Origin of the sequence: Bradyrhizobium stylosanthis (genome assembly GCF_001641335.1) — a bacterium.
GTDB classification, from domain to species: Bacteria; Pseudomonadota; Alphaproteobacteria; order Rhizobiales; family Xanthobacteraceae; genus Bradyrhizobium; species Bradyrhizobium stylosanthis.
This window is the reverse complement of sequence record NZ_LVEM01000002.1, coordinates 258055-274573: the sequence shown is the minus strand read 5'-3', so window position 1 is coordinate 274573 and position 16519 is coordinate 258055. Positions and strand designations below refer to the sequence as shown.

Below are 16519 nucleotides of genomic sequence, written 5' to 3'. Positions count from 1 at the left end.
AGACCTTAACGAGTTCTTACTATCCCCAGTTCCTTTCGCTGGGCAGCAAGCCGGGCCGCGAAAATGTTCGAAGACGTCTACCTCTGGATCAAGGCGCTGCATGTGATCGCCGTCATCTCCTGGATGGCCGGCATGCTCTATCTGCCCAGGCTGTTCGTCTATCACTGCGAAGCCGAGATCGGCTCGAAGCAGTCCGAGACGTTCAAGGTGATGGAGCGCCGGCTGCTCAAGGCGATCATCAATCCGGCGATGATCGTGACCTGGCTCGCCGGGCTGTTTCTCGCCTGGTCAGGCCATTGGTTCACGTTTGGCTGGCTGCACGTAAAACTGGCACTGGTCCTGGCGCTGTCTGCGGTCCACGGCTTTTTTTCCCGCTGGCTGAAGGATTTCGCCGCCGACCGGCGTCCGCGGAGCCAGAAATTCTATCGGATTATCAACGAGGTGCCGACCGTCCTGATGATTCTCATCGTCATCATGGTGATCGTGAAGCCGTTCTAGGCAGGCCGCGCGACGATTAGCTCAGCGCTTCGGCTTGCGGAGGGGGAAGCGATTTTCTATATTATCGATATCCCACCCAACGCAGGCGGATGTGGTTGTGTCTGAGCTTCTTTGAAGGCCGGACACCGCATCAGGTTTGAAGCCCCCACCGGCACTTAACCTTGCCAGACCTGCGGACCTTATCTTCTCACGTCCGCATTTCAGAGCCTCCTCACACCCCCCTCTCTCGGTACCCCACAGGACCACCCCAATGCGGGAAATTAAACTCCAGGACCTCAAGTCGAAAACCCCGGCCGAGCTCGTCTCGTTCGCGGAAGAGAATGGGGTCGAGAATGCCAGCACCATGCGCAAGCAAGAGCTGCTGTTCGCCATCCTCAAGCAGCTGTCGCTGGCCGAGACCGACATCGTCGGCGAAGGCGTCGTCGAGGTGCTCTCCGACGGCTTCGGCTTCCTCCGCTCGCCCGATGCGAATTACCTGCCCGGTCCGGACGACATCTACGTTTCGCCTTCGCAGATCCGCCGTTTCGGCCTGCGCACCGGCGACACCATCGAAGGCCACATCCGCAGCCCGAAAGAGGGCGAGCGCTATTTCGCGCTGCTGAAGGTCAACACGCTCAATTTCGAGGACCCGGAAAAGGCCAAGCACAAGGTCAATTTCGACAACCTCACGCCGCTGTTTCCGAACCAGCGTTTCCGCATGGAAATCGACGATCCGACGCGGAAAGACCTGTCTGCACGCGTGATCGATATCGTCGCGCCGATCGGCAAGGGCCAGCGCGCGCTGATCGTCGCGCCGCCGCGCACCGGTAAGACGGTGCTGATGCAGAACATCGCGCACTCGATCACCCACAATCATCCCGAATGCTACCTGATCGTTCTGCTGATCGACGAGCGTCCGGAAGAAGTCACGGACATGCAGCGCTCGGTGAAGGGCGAGGTCGTGTCCTCGACCTTCGACGAGCCGGCGGTGCGCCACGTCCAGGTCGCCGAGATGGTGATCGAGAAGGCCAAGCGCCTGGTCGAGCACGGCCGCGACGTCGTGATCCTGCTCGATTCGATCACCCGCCTCGGCCGCGCCTACAACACCGTGGTGCCGTCATCCGGTAAGGTGCTGACCGGCGGTGTCGACGCCAACGCGCTGCAGCGCCCGAAGCGCTTCTTCGGTGCCGCCCGCAACATCGAGGAGGGCGGCTCGCTGACCATCATCGCGACCGCGCTGGTCGATACCGGCAGCCGCATGGACGAAGTCATTTTCGAAGAGTTCAAGGGCACCGGTAACTCGGAACTCATCCTGGATCGCAAGGTCTCGGACAAGCGCACCTTCCCGGCGATCGACATCTCGCGCTCCGGTACCCGCAAGGAGGAGCTCATCACCGATCCGCAGGTGCTCAAGAAGATGTACGTCCTCCGTCGCATCCTCAATCCGATGGGCACGATGGACGCGATCGACTTCCTGCTCGACAAGCTGCGTTCGACCAAGAGCAATTCGGAGTTCTTCGACTCCATGAATACCTGAGTGCAGTGCAATATGAATTTAAGGGGCGCCGTCGGGCGCCCTTTTTGTTTGTGCGGCTTTGCTGCGGGGAATGTGCAGCATGGAGAGCATCCTGTACGTAAGCTCAATCCCCCTCGGAAGATGTTGATATATTTATGTAATACTTGACTTTAGCTGACGTTTGTTATGGGGCAGGAGCGGGTTTTGCAGCAATATGCTGCGTGATTTATTGCATCGCAATATAGATTTTGCTGCGCCCGGAACCGCAGCAAAACGGGCGCCTGAGGCCATTCGGAAAGCCGCATTTGCGTTTTCCCTGCCAGCCGGACAAATAGGCCATGCATCCGCGAGACCAGACCATCTTTGCGCTGTCGTCCGGCCGAGCGCCGAGTGCGATCGCCGTCGTACGCGTTTCGGGTTCGCAAGCGGGCCTGGTGCTGACGACCCTCGCGGGAAAGCTGCCGGCGCCGAGGCAGGCGAGCCGCCGGCTGCTGCATGACGGCGCGGGTCAGCCGATCGACGATGCCGTCGTGCTCTGGTTTCCGGGGCCGGGCAGCGCGACCGGCGAGGACGTCGCCGAATTTCACGTCCATGGCGGCCGCGCGGTGCTGGCGGCACTCTTCGCGGCTATTTCGCTAATTCCGAATATACGCGCGGCCGAGCCCGGCGAGTTCACGCGGCGCAGCTTCGAGAACGGCAAGCTCGATCTCACCGAAGCCGAGGGCCTCGACGATCTCATCCACGCCGACACCGACCGCCAGCGCCGCCAGGCGCTGCGCCAGTTGCAGGGCCTGCTCGGCGACCGCGCCCGCGACTGGCGCGAACGCATCATCGAAGCGTCGGCGCTGATCGAGGCCGGCATCGATTTTTCCGATGAAGGCGACGTGCCCGCCGAATTGCGGGCGCCGGCGATCAAGGCGATCAGAGCGCTGCACGACGAAATCACAAAAGTCCTTGCGGCACAGGGACATTCTGAACGCCTGCGCGACGGCCTCGTGGTCGCGATCGCCGGCAAGCCGAACGTCGGCAAATCGACGCTGATGAACCAGCTCGCGCGCCGCGAGGTCGCGATCGTCTCGCCGCATGCCGGCACCACGCGCGACGTGATCGAGGTGCAGCTCGACCTCGACGGCTATCCCGTCACCGTCATCGACACCGCCGGCATTCGCGAGACCGACGATCCGGTCGAGCAGGAGGGTGTGCGTCGGGCCAGGGCGCGCGCCGAAGATGCGGACCTGGTCCTGTGGCTGGTCGAGGGCGGCCGGTCGGTCGATCCGGAGGCAATCCGGTCGCTTCGGAAAACCGGAGGCGGCGATCGGTCGGACGGGTCGATCTGGATCGTCCGGAACAAGATCGATCTCGGCGGGGCCGGGCCGGGTGAGCCTCGCGGCGAGTTTGGAATCTCGGCGAGCCAGGGTGACGGGATCCCGGAGCTGGTCGAAGCGCTCGTGACATTCGCGGCCGATTTTTTTGGAGCGAGCGAGGGCGGGGTGATCACCCGGGTCCGTCAACGGGATCTGTTGGTCCGGGCGTCCGACAGCTTGCGCCGGAGTCTGGACCTTGTAGAAGAGGGCGAAGAGCTCGCCGCCGAAGAGCTGCGTGCCGCGGCCTACGCCCTGGGCCGACTGCTCGGCCGGGTGGACGTCGAGGACGTCCTTGGGGCCATCTTTCAGAAATTCTGCATCGGAAAGTAGGGCTAGTTCTTCAATATAGAACTAGCGCTTGTTCCATTTCTTGTGTTTCACGTTAAACATCCGGCGGTTACCCATGTCGTGCCCGGACGAAGCGAAGCGTGATCCAGGGTCGCTCGCGCCGGACCTATAGGGTCCCCGGATTAAGCTTCGCTCCATCCGGGCTACATTCTTGTTTCACGTGAAACACTACTGCCCGATCGATCCTGGCCTTCGAGGTTCCACCGCTGCCCGGCCCAGGGCGGCAACCGGGTAAGCACTGACGGGCTCGGGCGCTTAATCCCGTCATTGCGAGGAGCCCTTGCGACGAAGCAATCCAGACTGCCTCACGGGGGGATTCTGGATTGCTTCGCTACGCTCGCAATGACGGTCGCGGCGGGCCTTCTCGCTTCTGCTGATAGCTCTTCCGCCGGCGGAGTCTGTTTCACGTGAAACAGCAGCCCGTTCAACACTCGGTCTACTGTGCATGGGGTTGTTTTCGCAAAACTGCCCCCGGCCTCCTCCATTCCGTTTCACGTGAAACACCCGCCTCCCCAGTTTCCACTTCCGGCTTTCCCGCCTCTGGGATAGAAGTCCGCGCATGCGAACAGAGCGAGAGAGTTTCGACGTCATCGTGATTGGCGGCGGCCACGCCGGCTGTGAAGCCGCGGCTGCGTCTGCCCGGATGGGCGCGGCGACGGCTCTGGTGACGCACCGTTTCTCGACCGTCGGCGCGATGTCCTGCAATCCCGCGATCGGTGGTCTCGGCAAGGGTCATCTGGTCCGCGAAGTGGACGCTCTCGATGGTCTGATGGGCCGGGTCGGCGATGCCGGCGGCATCCAGTTCCGCGTCCTCAATCGTCGCAAAGGTCCCGCTGTCCGTGGTCCCCGAGCCCAGGCGGACCGGAAGCTCTATGCGGCCGCGATGCAGGCCGCGATCCGGGAGACCGAGGGTCTTTCGGTCATCGAGGGTGAGGCCGACGAACTGATCGTGACCGATGGCCGGGCGACCGGACTGCGCCTGGCCGATGGCCGGGAGCTCCGTGCAGGGGCTGTTGTCGTCACCACCGGCACCTTTCTCCGTGGTCTGATCCATCTCGGTGAGAAGAATTGGCCGGCCGGGCGGGTCGGCGAGGCGCCCGCGATGGGTCTGTCGGCCTCCTTCGAGCGTGCGGGCTTCACCCTGGGACGGCTCAAGACCGGCACTCCACCGCGTCTGGACGGCACCACGATCGACTGGTCCGCGGTTGAAATGCAGCCCGGAGACGAGCCGCCGGAGCCGTTCTCTGTGATGACCGAGCGGATCACGATCCCGCAGATCCAGTGCGGGATCACCCGGACCACGTCCGCGACCCATGAGGTGATCCGGGCCAACGTCCATCGCTCTCCGATGTACTCCGGCCAGATCAAGAGCTCTGGTCCCCGCTATTGCCCCTCGATTGAGGACAAGATCGTCCGCTTTGGCGACCGCGACGGCCACCAGATCTTTCTGGAGCCGGAAGGGCTCGACGACAGCACGGTCTATCCCAACGGCATCTCGACCTCGCTGCCCGAGGAGGTCCAGCTCGCGATCCTCGCCAGCATTCCCGGCCTCGAGCAGGTGAAGATGGTCCGTCCGGGCTATGCCATCGAATACGACCACATCGATCCCCGGGAGCTCGATCCGACCCTGCAGACCAAGCGTCTGCGCGGTCTCTTCCTGGCTGGGCAGATCAACGGCACCACCGGATATGAGGAAGCCGCCGGGCAGGGCATCGTGGCCGGCTTGAACGCCGCGCTTTCCGCCAGCGGTGCCGCGTTGACGGTGTTCGACCGTGCGGACGGCTATCTCGGCGTGATGATCGACGACCTCGTCACCCGCGGGATCAGCGAGCCCTATCGGATGTTCACCTCGCGCGCCGAATACCGGCTGACGCTGCGGGCGGACAATGCCGATCAGCGCCTGACCGAGAAGGGCATCGCTCTGGGCTGCGTCGGAAGTGCCCGGACCCGGCACCACCGTATCAAGATGGACGCCTTGAACGCGGCTCGTACGCTCTCGAAGTCGCTGACCATCACGCCGAACGAAGCGATCAAGCACGGGCTGTCGCTGAACCGGGACGGCCAGCGCCGGTCGGCGTTCGAACTGATGGCTTATCCTGAGATCGGCTGGAGCCAGGTTCGTGCGATCTGGCCGGAGCTGTCCGCCATCGATCCCGTCATCGCCACCCACCTCGAGATCGACGCCAAGTACGATGTCTATCTGGAGCGCCAGAGTGCCGACGTCGAAGCCTTCCGTCGCGACGAGGGCATGGTGCTCTCAGAGGTCGATTACAGCCTGGTCCCCGGTCTCTCCAACGAGGTCCGCGCCAAGCTTGAGAAGGCGAGGCCGTTCACCGTCGGCCAGGCCGGCCGGATCGACGGCATGACGCCGGCGGCGCTCGGCATCCTCGCGGCCTATCTCCGCCGTGAGGCACGGAAGACTTCCAAAGCAATCGCATAGGCGTTTCACGTGAAACAGCGCGGACCGGGCGGGGACAGACCGCTATCCCGAAAAGCCGGAGCAGGTGAGGGAGCCGCTCGCCGATCCGATCCGGCCCCGGCCAAACCGAAGATCGACAAGGCCAGCGCCAACGATCAGTCGCTCGATGCAGTCATCGCCGCCGACAAGATCGCGGCGCTCAAGCTCGCTCCCGTTTCACGTGAAACCGAAGCCCGGCTCGATCGCTACATCGCGCTGCTGCGGGAGTGGCAGGCCAAGACCAATCTTGTCGCGCCCTCGACCCTGCCCACCCTCTGGACCCGGCACATCGCCGATTCGCTCCAGCTCGTCGCTCTCGCGCCCGGTGCAAAACGCTGGGCCGACCTCGGCAGCGGCGGCGGCTTTCCCGGCGTCGTGCTGGCCTGCGTCATGGCCGAGGTCCCCGGCGCGCGCGTCCACCTCGTCGAGCGAATCGCCAAGAAGGCCGCGTTTTTGCGTGAGGCGATCCGCGTCACCACATCTCCGGGAGTCGTACATCTCGCTGAGATCGGGGATAATGTGGATAGAATCACCGGCCCCGTCGATTGCGTCACCGCGCGCGCACTGGCTCCGCTACATCACCTCATCGGCTTTGCGGAGCCGCTGATGCGCCAGGGCGCCAAGGCGTTGTTTCTCAAGGGTCAAGATGTAGAGGCTGAATTGACCGAAGCCGCTAAATATTGGAATATTCAGCCGCAGCTCCATGAAAGCCGTACAGGGGACGGCTGGATCGTGGAGCTCAATGCCGCCGAACGGCGCAGCTGAAGCGTTCAGGGGTGAGTGGGGAAATTTCGATGAGCGCGATTGACGAACCGCAGCAAGACCAGACGGCCCAAGAGACCAACGACGTCCCGCACGGCCACCCGCGCATCCTGGCGCTGGCGAATCAGAAGGGCGGCGTGGGAAAAACAACCACAGCGATCAATCTCGGAACGGCACTCGCTGCGATCGGCGAGCGCGTCCTGATCGTCGATCTCGATCCGCAGGGCAACGCCTCGACGGGTCTCGGCATCGATCGCCGCAACCGTTCCTGCTCGACCTATGACGTGCTGATCGGCGAAGCGCCGCTGCGTGAAGCGGTGGTCTCGACCGCGGTGCCGCGGCTGCACATCGCGCCGTCGACCATGGATCTCTCCGGCCTCGAGCTCGAGCTCGGCACCACGCCCGGCCGTGCGTTCAAGCTGCGCGATGCAATCGGCGCACTCAACAACAACGTCTCGCCGGACGCCGACTACACCTATGTGCTGATCGACTGCCCGCCCTCGCTCAACCTGCTCACGGTCAACGCGATGGCAGCCTCTGACGCGATCCTGGTGCCGCTGCAGTGCGAGTTCTTCGCGCTCGAAGGTCTGTCGCAATTGCTGCAGACGGTGGAGCAGGTGCGCTCGACGCTCAACCCGAACCTGTCGATCCACGGCATCGTGCTGACCATGTTCGACTCGCGCAACAACCTCTCGAACCAGGTCGTCGCCGACGTCCGCCAGTTCATGGGCGAGAAGGTCTACAAGACCATGATCCCGCGCAACGTGCGCATCTCGGAGGCGCCGTCCTACGGCAAGCCGGTGCTGGTCTACGATCTCAAATGTGTCGGCAGCGAAGCGTATCTGCGCCTCGCCACCGAAGTGATCCAGCGCGAGCGCGAGCTGCGCGTCACGCATTGAAGCGACGTTGATTCGTAGGATGGGTAGAGCGAAGCGAAACCCATCATCACACGTACGAACAGCGATGGGTTTCGCTTCGCTCTACCCATCCTACAAGTTACGACAATTCAGTTCTGGAGTGCTGCCAAGTGAATCCAAGGGAGCTGGCAATGGCCGACGAAGCGCGTTCGCGACTGGGCCGGGGTCTTGCAAGTCTGATCGGTGACGTCGGCGGCGAGGCTCAGCACGTCGATCGTCCGCGCGCGCAGCGCAAGGTGCCGATCGAATTCATCAAGGCCAATCCGCGCAATCCGCGCCGCACGTTTTCGGACACGGAGCTGAAGGAGCTCTCCGAGTCCATCAAGCAGCACGGCGTGATCCAGCCGATCGTGGTGCGCCCCGTGAAGGGCACGCAGGATCGCTTCGAGATCATCGCCGGCGAGCGGCGCTGGCGTGCCTCGCAGATGGCCGGTCTGCACGAGGTGCCGATCGTCCCCGTGGACATCAGCGACAGCGATGCGCTCGAGTTCGCGATCGTCGAGAACGTGCAGCGCGAAGATCTCAACCCGATGGAAGAGGCGCTCGGCTATCACGCGCTCGCCAACGAGTTCAAGCGCAGCCAGGACGACATCGCAAAGGTCGTGGGCAAGAGCCGCAGTCATGTCGCCAACATGATGCGGCTGACCAAGTTGCCGGTCGAGGTGCAGGCGCTGATCACCAGCGGCGATCTCTCCGCGGGCCATGCCCGTGCGCTGATCGGCGTTCCCGATCCGCTCGCGGCCGCCAGGCGGATCGTCGAGGAAGGCCTCAACGTCCGCCAGACCGAGGCGCTCGCGCACGAAGAGGGCGTGCCGGAACGCAAGCCGCAGAAGGCGCGCAGCACCGGCGCCAAGGAAAAAGACCCCGACACGATCGATCTCGAGAAGCGCGTCAGCGACGCGCTCGGTCTCAAGGTGACCGTCAACCACCGCGACCCCGGCGGTTCGGTCCAGATCAACTACCGTAACCTCGATCAGCTCGACGAGGTGATGAAGCGGCTGGCGAAGGGCGCGCTGTAACTCTCTACCTGCCCCCACGTTGTGCGCCGGGCAATTGGCTGTACCCTCGGTGTCGTCCCGGCATAGGCCGGGACCCATACCGCGTGATGGTTCGATTGCAAGTTGATAGCAGTCCCGGACGACGAATCTTCGCCAAACTCCTTCCCGTGGTTATGGGTCCCGGCCTGCGCCGGGACGACGGCTGAGTGTTTGGCGCGCATTTTTCTCCACATCGTCATTGTGAGCGAGGTGAAGCAATCCAGAATCTCTCCGCGGAGGGACTCTGGATTGCTTCGTCGCTTGCGCTCCTCGCAATGACGTGGGGAGCGCTCAGCCCCGCCGCCTCGCATTCGCGGCGATTGCCATCAGCGTGCGCTGGGCGATGGCGGCGGCGAGGGTCGATTGCTTGCGGGTGTCGAGCGCGGCGGTCGCGAGCTGCTCGATCACGGCGGCGAGGCGCGCGACGCTGAAATTGCGCAGTGCAGTCTCGACCATTGGCTTTCGTGAAAAATGCAGCCGCGGATAGCCGCCGTCGAGAACGGCGGAGGCAGGCTGGCCGTCGGCGATCGCAAGCGCGGATTTGTGTAGCCACGCGGCCTGGCGCTGCGCGGCCGAGATGATCACGCCGGGATAGGTGCCGGCGATCATGGCTTTGGCGAACTCAGTCTCGACGATGTCGGGCCGGCCGGCGAAGGCGCCGTCGACGATCGGATCGAGCTTCAGCTCGGACGCATCCGCAACCACCGACATCACGTCGTCGAGCGTGATCTCGCCCTTGCCGTGAGCGTAGAGCGTCAGCTTGCGCAGCTCGTTGCGCGAGGCCTGGCGGTCGCCGCCGAGGAACGACATCAGCGCGGCGCGGGCATCCTGCGCGATGCGCAGATTCGCGATGCGGAGCTCGTCCTCCATCAGCTTGGCAAGGTCGCGCTCGGTGTCGGGATAGCAGCCGATCGCCACGGCCGTTTTCGCCTTTTCGCAGGCCTTGCGCAGCGGCGATTCCGGGCGCAGCTCGCCGGCCTCGATCACGATGCGGCAATCCCTGACGTTCATCTCGGCCAGCGTGTCCACCCCGCTGGCAAAGCTGCGCGAGCCGGCGCGGATGCGGATGGCGCGGCGGCCGCCGAACAGCGGGACCGTCATGGCTTCGTCGACGAGCCGCGATGGCTCGGCGGACAGCTCGTCGCCGTCGAGCTTCACCATTGCAAAGGGATCGTTGGGATCGTCGACGGCGGAGGCGATCAGCGCATCGGCGCGCTCGCGCACGAGGCCCGCGTCAGGACCGTAGAGCAGGATGATCGGCCGGCCCGCATCGGGGCGGGCGAGAAAGGCGTCGATCTCTTTTCCGCGCAGCGCGACCATCGGGCTCGATTGTCGTTCCGGGGCGCGCGCAGCGTGCACCCGGAATCCAGAGGTTGGGGATCGAGATTCCGGGTTCATGCTTCGCATGCCCCGGAATGACGGAAGTGGCTACGTGCCCGCGGTGAAGAACGAGGCGAGCCGGGTATTGATGTTCTCGGCGATCTCGTTGGCGGCGCGATCCTCGGCGTCGCGCACCGCGCGGTTGCGCGAGAAGCGCTGGTAGGAGCCGGGCATGTCGTAGGACACGCGCGAGAACGTGGTGCCGCTCATGACCGACTTGCCGCTGACGACCTCGACCAGATTGTACTGGCAGTCGATGCCGTAATTCTCGCTGCTCGGCAGACCCGTGTTGGGATCGACGATCAGGGACGAACGGCTGGAGCTGAAGCGGATGTCCAGGCGGTGCGTCGGCGGCATACCCGTGGCGGTGCCGTAAAGCTTGAAGGCGAGGGCGTTGCGGACCTCGACGCCGACCCGGGCCTCACGGGAGGCATTGGGCTTGGCGATCGGGGGCAGCTCGACCCCCATCAGCTTCTCGCGCAGGCCGGGGGTGCCGTCGGTACGCTCGGCATACATCGGCTGGAAGCAGCCGGCCGTCAGCGCCGCCAATGCGGCCACCGCCAGCAAGCGGGCTGCGATACGGAACCTAGCCGACAACATTCACGATCCTCTTGGGGACGATGATCACCTTGCGGACGGGCTTGCCGTCCAGGGCCAGTTTTACCGCATCGAGGGCCAAAACGGCAGCCTCGATTTCCGGATTCTGGGCCGCTGTTGCAACTGTGACCTCGCCCCGCTTCTTGCCGTTGACCTGGACCACCAGGGTCACGCTGTCTTCAACCAGCAAATCGCGTTCGATTTGGGGCCAATCGGCTTCCGAAACCAGCCCGGAGTGCCCCAGCACCTGCCAGCACTCCTCGGCCAGATGCGGCATCATCGGCGAGAACAGCTGGACCAGGATCTGGCTGGCCTCCCGGATTGCCCAGGCGAGATCGGCCGACGGCTGGCCGGGACGCTGCAGCACTTCCGAGAAGGCGTTGGCGAATTCGCGGATATGGGCGAGGCAGACGTTGAAATGCAGCCGCTCGATCCCGGTCGTGACCTTGTCCAGCGCGCCATGGGCCGCCTTGCGCAGGGCGGTGGCGTCCGGGCCAAAGCTGGCCGGCCGGACCGCCGGTGCGGCCTTACCGAGTTCCGCGGAATCGTTCACCAGCCGCCACAGCCGCTGCACGAAGCGCGAGGCGCCCTGGACGCGCTCGTCGCTCCAGATCACGTCGCGGTCGGGCGGAGAGTCCGACAGCATGAACCAGCGGGCGACGTCGGCGCCGTAGGTCTCGATGATGTCGTCGGGGTCGACCGTGTTCTTCTTCGACTTCGACATCTTCTCGATCGGGCCGATCGTGACCGCCTCGCCGGTGCTGAGCAGCGTGGCGCGGCGGTCGTTTCCGGCGCCCTCGACCTTCACCTCGGCTGGCTGCGCCCAGCTGCCGTCGGCCTTCTGGTAGGTCTCGTGCACCACCATGCCCTGCGTGAACATGCCGGCGAACGGCTCGTCCAGCGCGATGTGCCCGGTGGCCTTCATCGCGCGGGTGAAGAAGCGGCTGTAGAGCAGATGCAGGATCGCGTGCTCGACGCCGCCGATATACTGGTCGACCGGCAGCATCCGGTTGGCGACCTTGGGCGTCGTCGGCGCGGTCTCGTTCCAGGGATCGGTGAAGCGCGCAAAGTACCAGGACGAATCCACGAAGGTGTCCATGGTGTCGGTTTCACGCTGGGCCTTGCCGCCGCATTTCGGGCAGGTGACGTGCTTCCAGGTCGGGTGATGGTCGAGCGCATTGCCCGGCTTGTCGAAGCTCACATCCTCCGGCAGCACCACCGGCAGGTCGGCGTCCGGCACCGGCACCACGTCGCACTTCGGACAGTGGATGACCGGAATCGGGCAGCCCCAATAGCGCTGGCGCGAAATGCCCCAGTCGCGCAGGCGGAAATTGACCTGACGCTCGCCGACCGGCGCGTTGCCGCGCAGCTCGGCCTCGAGGCGCTTCGCCACCTCTTCCTTGGCCTGATCGATCGTCATGCCGTCGAGGAAGCGCGAATTGATCATGTGGCCGTCACCGTCATAGGCGGTATCGGTGATCACGAACGTCTTCGGGTCCTGCCCGTCCGGGCACACGACTGGCGTGTTGCCGAGATTGTACTTGTTGACGAAGTCGAGGTCGCGCTGGTCGTGCGCGGGGCAGCCGAAGATCGCGCCGGTGCCGTATTCCATCAGCACGAAATTGGCGACGTAGACGGGCAGCTTCCAGCTCGGGTCGAACGGGTGCACCGCGCGGATGCCGGTGTCGAAGCCCTGCTTCTCCGCGGTGTCGATGATCGACTGCGCGGTGCCGATCTTCTTGATGTCGGCGATGAACTCCGCAAGCTTCGGGTTCTTCGCCGCGGCCGCCTGCGCCAGCGGATGATCCGCCGAGATCGCCATGAACTTCGCGCCGAACAGCGTGTCCGGCCGCGTCGTGAAAATCTTCAGCTCGCTCTCGCCAGCGGGCGTCGTCGCCGCGTCCAGCGCGAAGCGGACCAGCAGGCCCTCCGACCGGCCGATCCAGTTGCGCTGCATCAGCCTGACCTTGTCGGGCCAGCGGTCCAGACCGTCCAGCGCCGACAGCAGCTCCTGCGAGTACTTCGTGATCTTGAAGACCCACTGGCTCATCTCGCGCTGCTCGACAATCGCGCCGGAACGCCAGCCACGGCCGTCGATCACCTGCTCGTTGGCGAGCACGGTCATGTCGACCGGATCCCAGTTGAGCTTGCGCTTCTCGCGTTCGGCGAGGCCGGCCGCCAGCATGTCCAGGAACATCTTCTGCTGATGCTTGTAGTAGGTGGGATCGCAGGTCGCGAATTCGCGGCTCCAGTCCAGCGACAGCCCGATCGAGCGGAGCTGCTTCTTCATCGCGGCGATGTTGTCGTAGGTCCAGGCCTTCGGCGCCACCTTGCGCTCGATGGCGGCGTTCTCGGCCGGCAGACCGAAAGCGTCCCAGCCCATCGGGTGCAGCACGTTGAACCCCTTGGCGCGCATGAAGCGGGCCAGCACGTCGCCAAGCGTATAATTCCGGACATGGCCGATATGGATGCGCCCCGACGGGTAGGGGAACATCTCGAGCACATAGTATTTCGGCCGCGGGTCGTCGTTCTTCGAGACGAAGATCGCCTGCTGGTCCCAGGCAGCCTGCCAGCGGGGTTCGGAATCCCTAGCGTTGTAGCGTTCGGAGGTCATGGAATCGTTGGGTTTTCGTGGGTTCGGCCGTCCTAAAGAGGCCGGACTAGGCCATAGAAGTCCGTAAGGGGTCAATGGGTTGCCGCACCTCGGAGACCCTCCCCGGGCGGCTCCGCATAACTACCGAGGCCGCCGTTGGGATGTGATTAAGGGGTAGATGCGAATTTGCGGTCGGCAAGGACCCCAAAATACTTCCAATGGACGCCTGTTGCGACGATCCCGACTACGACTATGCCGCCTCGATCGCCGGACGGGCGATGCGGAGCATGGCCGAGCAGGGGATTCCGCCGACGCCGACCAATTTTGCGATCTGGTTCCAGTACTTCGCGGGCGGCCAGGACGATCTGCGTAATGCCATCGATCTGCTGATCGACCACAACCGTCCCTTCGACAGCAAAACCAATCAGAACCTGTTCGAGACCTACATCGCTCCCAAGGTGAGTGCCGTCGTCACCAGCACGTCGGAGCGCCTGCACGGCCTGATGGGAGCGGCAAAGGAGTTTCTGACCACCGCGATCGCCGACAACCATTCGCAGATGCAGGCGATCAGCGAGGTCGCCGACCAGGGTAAGTCCGGCGTCGATCCGAAGGCGCTGGTCGCCCAGCTCATGAACGAGCTGGCGCGCGCCGCCACGAGGGCGACCCGCCTCGAGGCGGGCTTTGCCGAAAAGGCCCGCGAGCTCGACGTGATCCGCGACTCGCTCTCCAAATCCGAGGAACGGGCGCGGACCGACACGCTGACGGGCCTTGCCAACCGACGGGCGCTCGACGAATTCCTGCGCAAGGCGCAGGCGACGGCTGATTGGGGCGAGCCGCTCAGCGTGCTTCTGATCGACATCGACCACTTCAAGACCTTCAACGACAGCTTTGGCCATGGCGTCGGCGACCAGGTGCTGCGTCTGATGGCGAGGGTACTGCGCGAGAAGGTCGGCGCGCAGGACCTGCCGGCGCGCTATGGCGGCGAGGAGTTGATCGCCGTGCTGCCGGGCGCCGATCTTGCCGCCTGTACCGAAACCGCCGAGCGCATCAGGCGCGCGATCGCGGAATCCAAGATCACGCGCCGCTCGACCGGAGAGGTCCTGCCCAACATCACGATTTCGATCGGCGTGGCGCAATATCGTTCCGGCGAAGCCATCGCCGACTTCATCGAGCGCTGCGATCGCGCGCTCTATCTCGCCAAGGGCGGCGGCCGTAATCGCGTGGTGACGGAGATCGAGCTCGATCGCGCCGACGCGGCAAGTTAAGCGCTGGCTGCCATCATCATGGCAGCGGTGCCGGTCTCGATCATCTGCACGCCATGTTCGACGACGTTGTTGCGGCCGCGATGCTTCGCCGCATAGAGCGCGGCGTCGGCAGCTTCGATGAGATCGCCGGGGCGCAAGGCCTCGTTCGGCCTCGTCGCGGCGACGCCGATCGAGACGGTGACGATCATGTGGGCGGAGGTGATGTGCGGCAGGCACAGCTTCAGCACGGCCGCACGCACCTGCTCGCCGATCTCGACGGCGCGGTTCACGTCCGTATTCGGCAGCAGCAAACAGAATTCCTCGCCGCCATAGCGCGCGGCAAAACCCATCGTGTCGGCGGCGATGCCGGACAGCGACTCGCCGAGCCGGGTCAGGCAGGAATCGCCTTCGAGATGTCCGTAGGTGTCGTTGAACAGCTTGAAATGGTCGACGTCGATCATCAGCAGCGCGAGGTCGCTGCCATATTGCTGCGCGCGCATCCATTCGAAGTCGAGCCGGCTCTGGAAGCCGCGGCGGTTGGCGAGGCCCGAGAGCATGTCGATCGAGGCCATCACAGTCAGGCGGTCGTTGCTCGCGATCAGCTCGCGCTCGCGCTGGCTGAGCTGCGCGGCCATCGCGTTGAAGGCGCGGGCCAGCGGCACGAACTCGGCGGGCAGGCGATTGCGCGCCGCGCGCGCCGAGAGATCGCCTTCGCCGAGGCGCTTGGCCATGTCGGCCAGCATCTCGATCGGCTTGATCACGAGCTTCTCGGCCGCGATCAGCGCGCCGAGCAGGACGAACACGACGACGAAGGCAAGCTGGAGATAGGCGGTGCGGATGTCGCGGCTCACCGCCGCGGACACCTTGTCTTCGTCGATGCTGGCGATCAGGCGGGCATTGGTGCCGGCGATGCGGATGTAGCTGACCGCGCGGCGCGAGCCGTCGGCGGCGAGGAAGGAGAGCGAACCTTCGTCCTGGTCCGAGCGCAGCGCCTTGTCGGCGATCGCGGACATCAGCGGCATGTTGTCGAGCGGACGACCGACCGCGCTGTGCTGGTCGGCGGGGGCGGCCAGCACGGTGCCGGCGCTGTCGACCAGCACGGCGGTGATGCCGGCGCGGCCGCCGAGATTGTTCATGACCTTCGACATCCAGTCGAGGTTGACGGTGGCGAGCACGACGGCATCGGCAACGCCGCTGAACGCGGACACCGGATATACCGCCATCACGGTCGGCGTCGGCACCGGCCGCGACAGGATGAAGTCGCTCAGCACGAAGCGTCCGGTTTCCTGTGCCTGCTGGAAGTAGGGCCGGTCGCTGAGGTCGAGGCCGACATACATGTTGTTGGTGGCGCACTGGATGCGTCCGTCCTGGCCGGCGATCAGAAGTGTGCGGATCCAGGGCAGGTTCGACGGCAGGCTCGCGCGCAGCACGTCACAGCTCTTGGTGATACCGCCGGCGGAGGCGCGGATGAAAGCTTCCGATTTCAGGATGGTCTCGACCGACGAGATCACCTCGCGCTGCGCATCGGCGCTGTGTCTTGCGATGGTGGTGAATTCGGCGGCTGCCTGGGCGATCTGGCGCGTGCGCGCATCTTCGAGCGAGCGAATGCGCTCGAGCATCAAGGGCGCAACCAGAATCACCGCGAGCAAAGCAAGCCGCGCCCGGATCCCGAGAACCTGCTTGAGTTTCGCTCGTTTGCGGTTGAAACTGACGTTTGCCATCTTCGCTGCCCACCCCGCGGGCTAAGGTAAAGCGAAGGGTTCAAAAACTCTTTCTTGAACTCGGTAAAATTGGACTTACCTCCGTTACGATCACGGACAATCCGA

Annotated in this window: 12 protein-coding genes; 8 read left to right on the top strand and 4 right to left on the bottom strand. The window is 64.4% G+C overall.

Features of this window, described 5'->3' with window-relative positions; all coding sequences use genetic code 11:
- The first annotated feature begins 63 nt into the window (after window positions 1-63).
- The 7 genes from hemJ to A7X65_RS13150 all read left to right on the top strand — a co-directional run bounded on the left by hemJ (window position 64) and on the right by A7X65_RS13150 (window position 8861).
- Entirely contained in the window at window positions 64-498 is a 435-nt protein-coding gene (gene hemJ, locus A7X65_RS13180; RefSeq protein WP_063685363.1) for a protoporphyrinogen oxidase HemJ, read from the top strand.
- Window positions 499-748: 250 nt separating this feature from the next.
- A complete protein-coding gene (gene rho / locus A7X65_RS13175) occupies window positions 749-2014 on the top strand; it encodes a transcription termination factor Rho (RefSeq protein ID WP_011083462.1) in 1266 nt (421 codons plus the stop codon).
- Between the two features lie 317 nt (window positions 2015-2331).
- Window positions 2332-3687 (top strand): tRNA uridine-5-carboxymethylaminomethyl(34) synthesis GTPase MnmE, encoded by a 1356-nt coding sequence (gene mnmE, locus A7X65_RS13170; RefSeq protein ID WP_063685361.1) that lies wholly within the window; start codon window positions 2332-2334, stop codon window positions 3685-3687.
- Window positions 3688-4264: 577 nt separating this feature from the next.
- Window positions 4265-6145, top strand: coding sequence for a tRNA uridine-5-carboxymethylaminomethyl(34) synthesis enzyme MnmG (gene mnmG, locus A7X65_RS13165; RefSeq protein ID WP_063685359.1), 1881 nt, complete (start codon window positions 4265-4267; stop codon window positions 6143-6145).
- Between the two features lie 9 nt (window positions 6146-6154).
- Window positions 6155-6928 (top strand): 16S rRNA (guanine(527)-N(7))-methyltransferase RsmG, encoded by a 774-nt coding sequence (rsmG, locus tag A7X65_RS13160; protein WP_063685357.1) that lies wholly within the window; start codon window positions 6155-6157, stop codon window positions 6926-6928.
- 29 nt (window positions 6929-6957) lie between these two features.
- Window positions 6958-7824, top strand: a complete 867-nt coding sequence (locus tag A7X65_RS13155; protein WP_063685355.1) for a ParA family protein — start codon at window positions 6958-6960, stop codon at window positions 7822-7824.
- A 149-nt stretch (window positions 7825-7973) separates the two neighbouring features.
- On the top strand, window positions 7974-8861 hold the full coding sequence (locus A7X65_RS13150; protein ID WP_063685353.1) for a ParB/RepB/Spo0J family partition protein: 888 nt from the start codon (window positions 7974-7976) through the stop codon (window positions 8859-8861).
- Window positions 8862-9170: 309 nt separating this feature from the next.
- Here the strand turns inward: A7X65_RS13150 and holA are convergent, their stop codons facing one another.
- The 3 genes from holA to leuS form a co-directional block, all read right to left on the bottom strand.
- Window positions 9171-10199, bottom strand: a complete 1029-nt coding sequence (gene holA, locus A7X65_RS13145) for a DNA polymerase III subunit delta (RefSeq protein ID WP_063685351.1) — start codon at window positions 10197-10199, stop codon at window positions 9171-9173.
- A gap of 108 nt (window positions 10200-10307) precedes the next feature.
- Window positions 10308-10859 (bottom strand): LPS assembly lipoprotein LptE, encoded by a 552-nt coding sequence (lptE, locus tag A7X65_RS13140; protein ID WP_063685349.1) that lies wholly within the window; start codon window positions 10857-10859, stop codon window positions 10308-10310.
- Window positions 10846-13470, bottom strand: coding sequence for a leucine--tRNA ligase (gene leuS, locus A7X65_RS13135; RefSeq protein ID WP_063685347.1), 2625 nt, complete (start codon window positions 13468-13470; stop codon window positions 10846-10848). Before leuS ends, lptE begins: the two co-directional genes overlap by 14 nt.
- Before the next feature lie 266 nt (window positions 13471-13736).
- On the opposite strand from leuS, the gene A7X65_RS13130 reads away from it, so the two are divergent.
- On the top strand, window positions 13737-14714 hold the full coding sequence (locus A7X65_RS13130) for a GGDEF domain-containing protein (RefSeq protein ID WP_063687655.1): 978 nt from the start codon (window positions 13737-13739) through the stop codon (window positions 14712-14714).
- Here the strand turns inward: A7X65_RS13130 and A7X65_RS13125 are convergent.
- Window positions 14711-16414, bottom strand: coding sequence for a diguanylate cyclase domain-containing protein (locus A7X65_RS13125; RefSeq protein WP_063685345.1), 1704 nt, complete (start codon window positions 16412-16414; stop codon window positions 14711-14713). The two genes, A7X65_RS13130 and A7X65_RS13125, sit on opposite strands and share 4 nt — an antisense overlap.
- Between the last annotated feature and the right edge of the window lie 105 nt (window positions 16415-16519).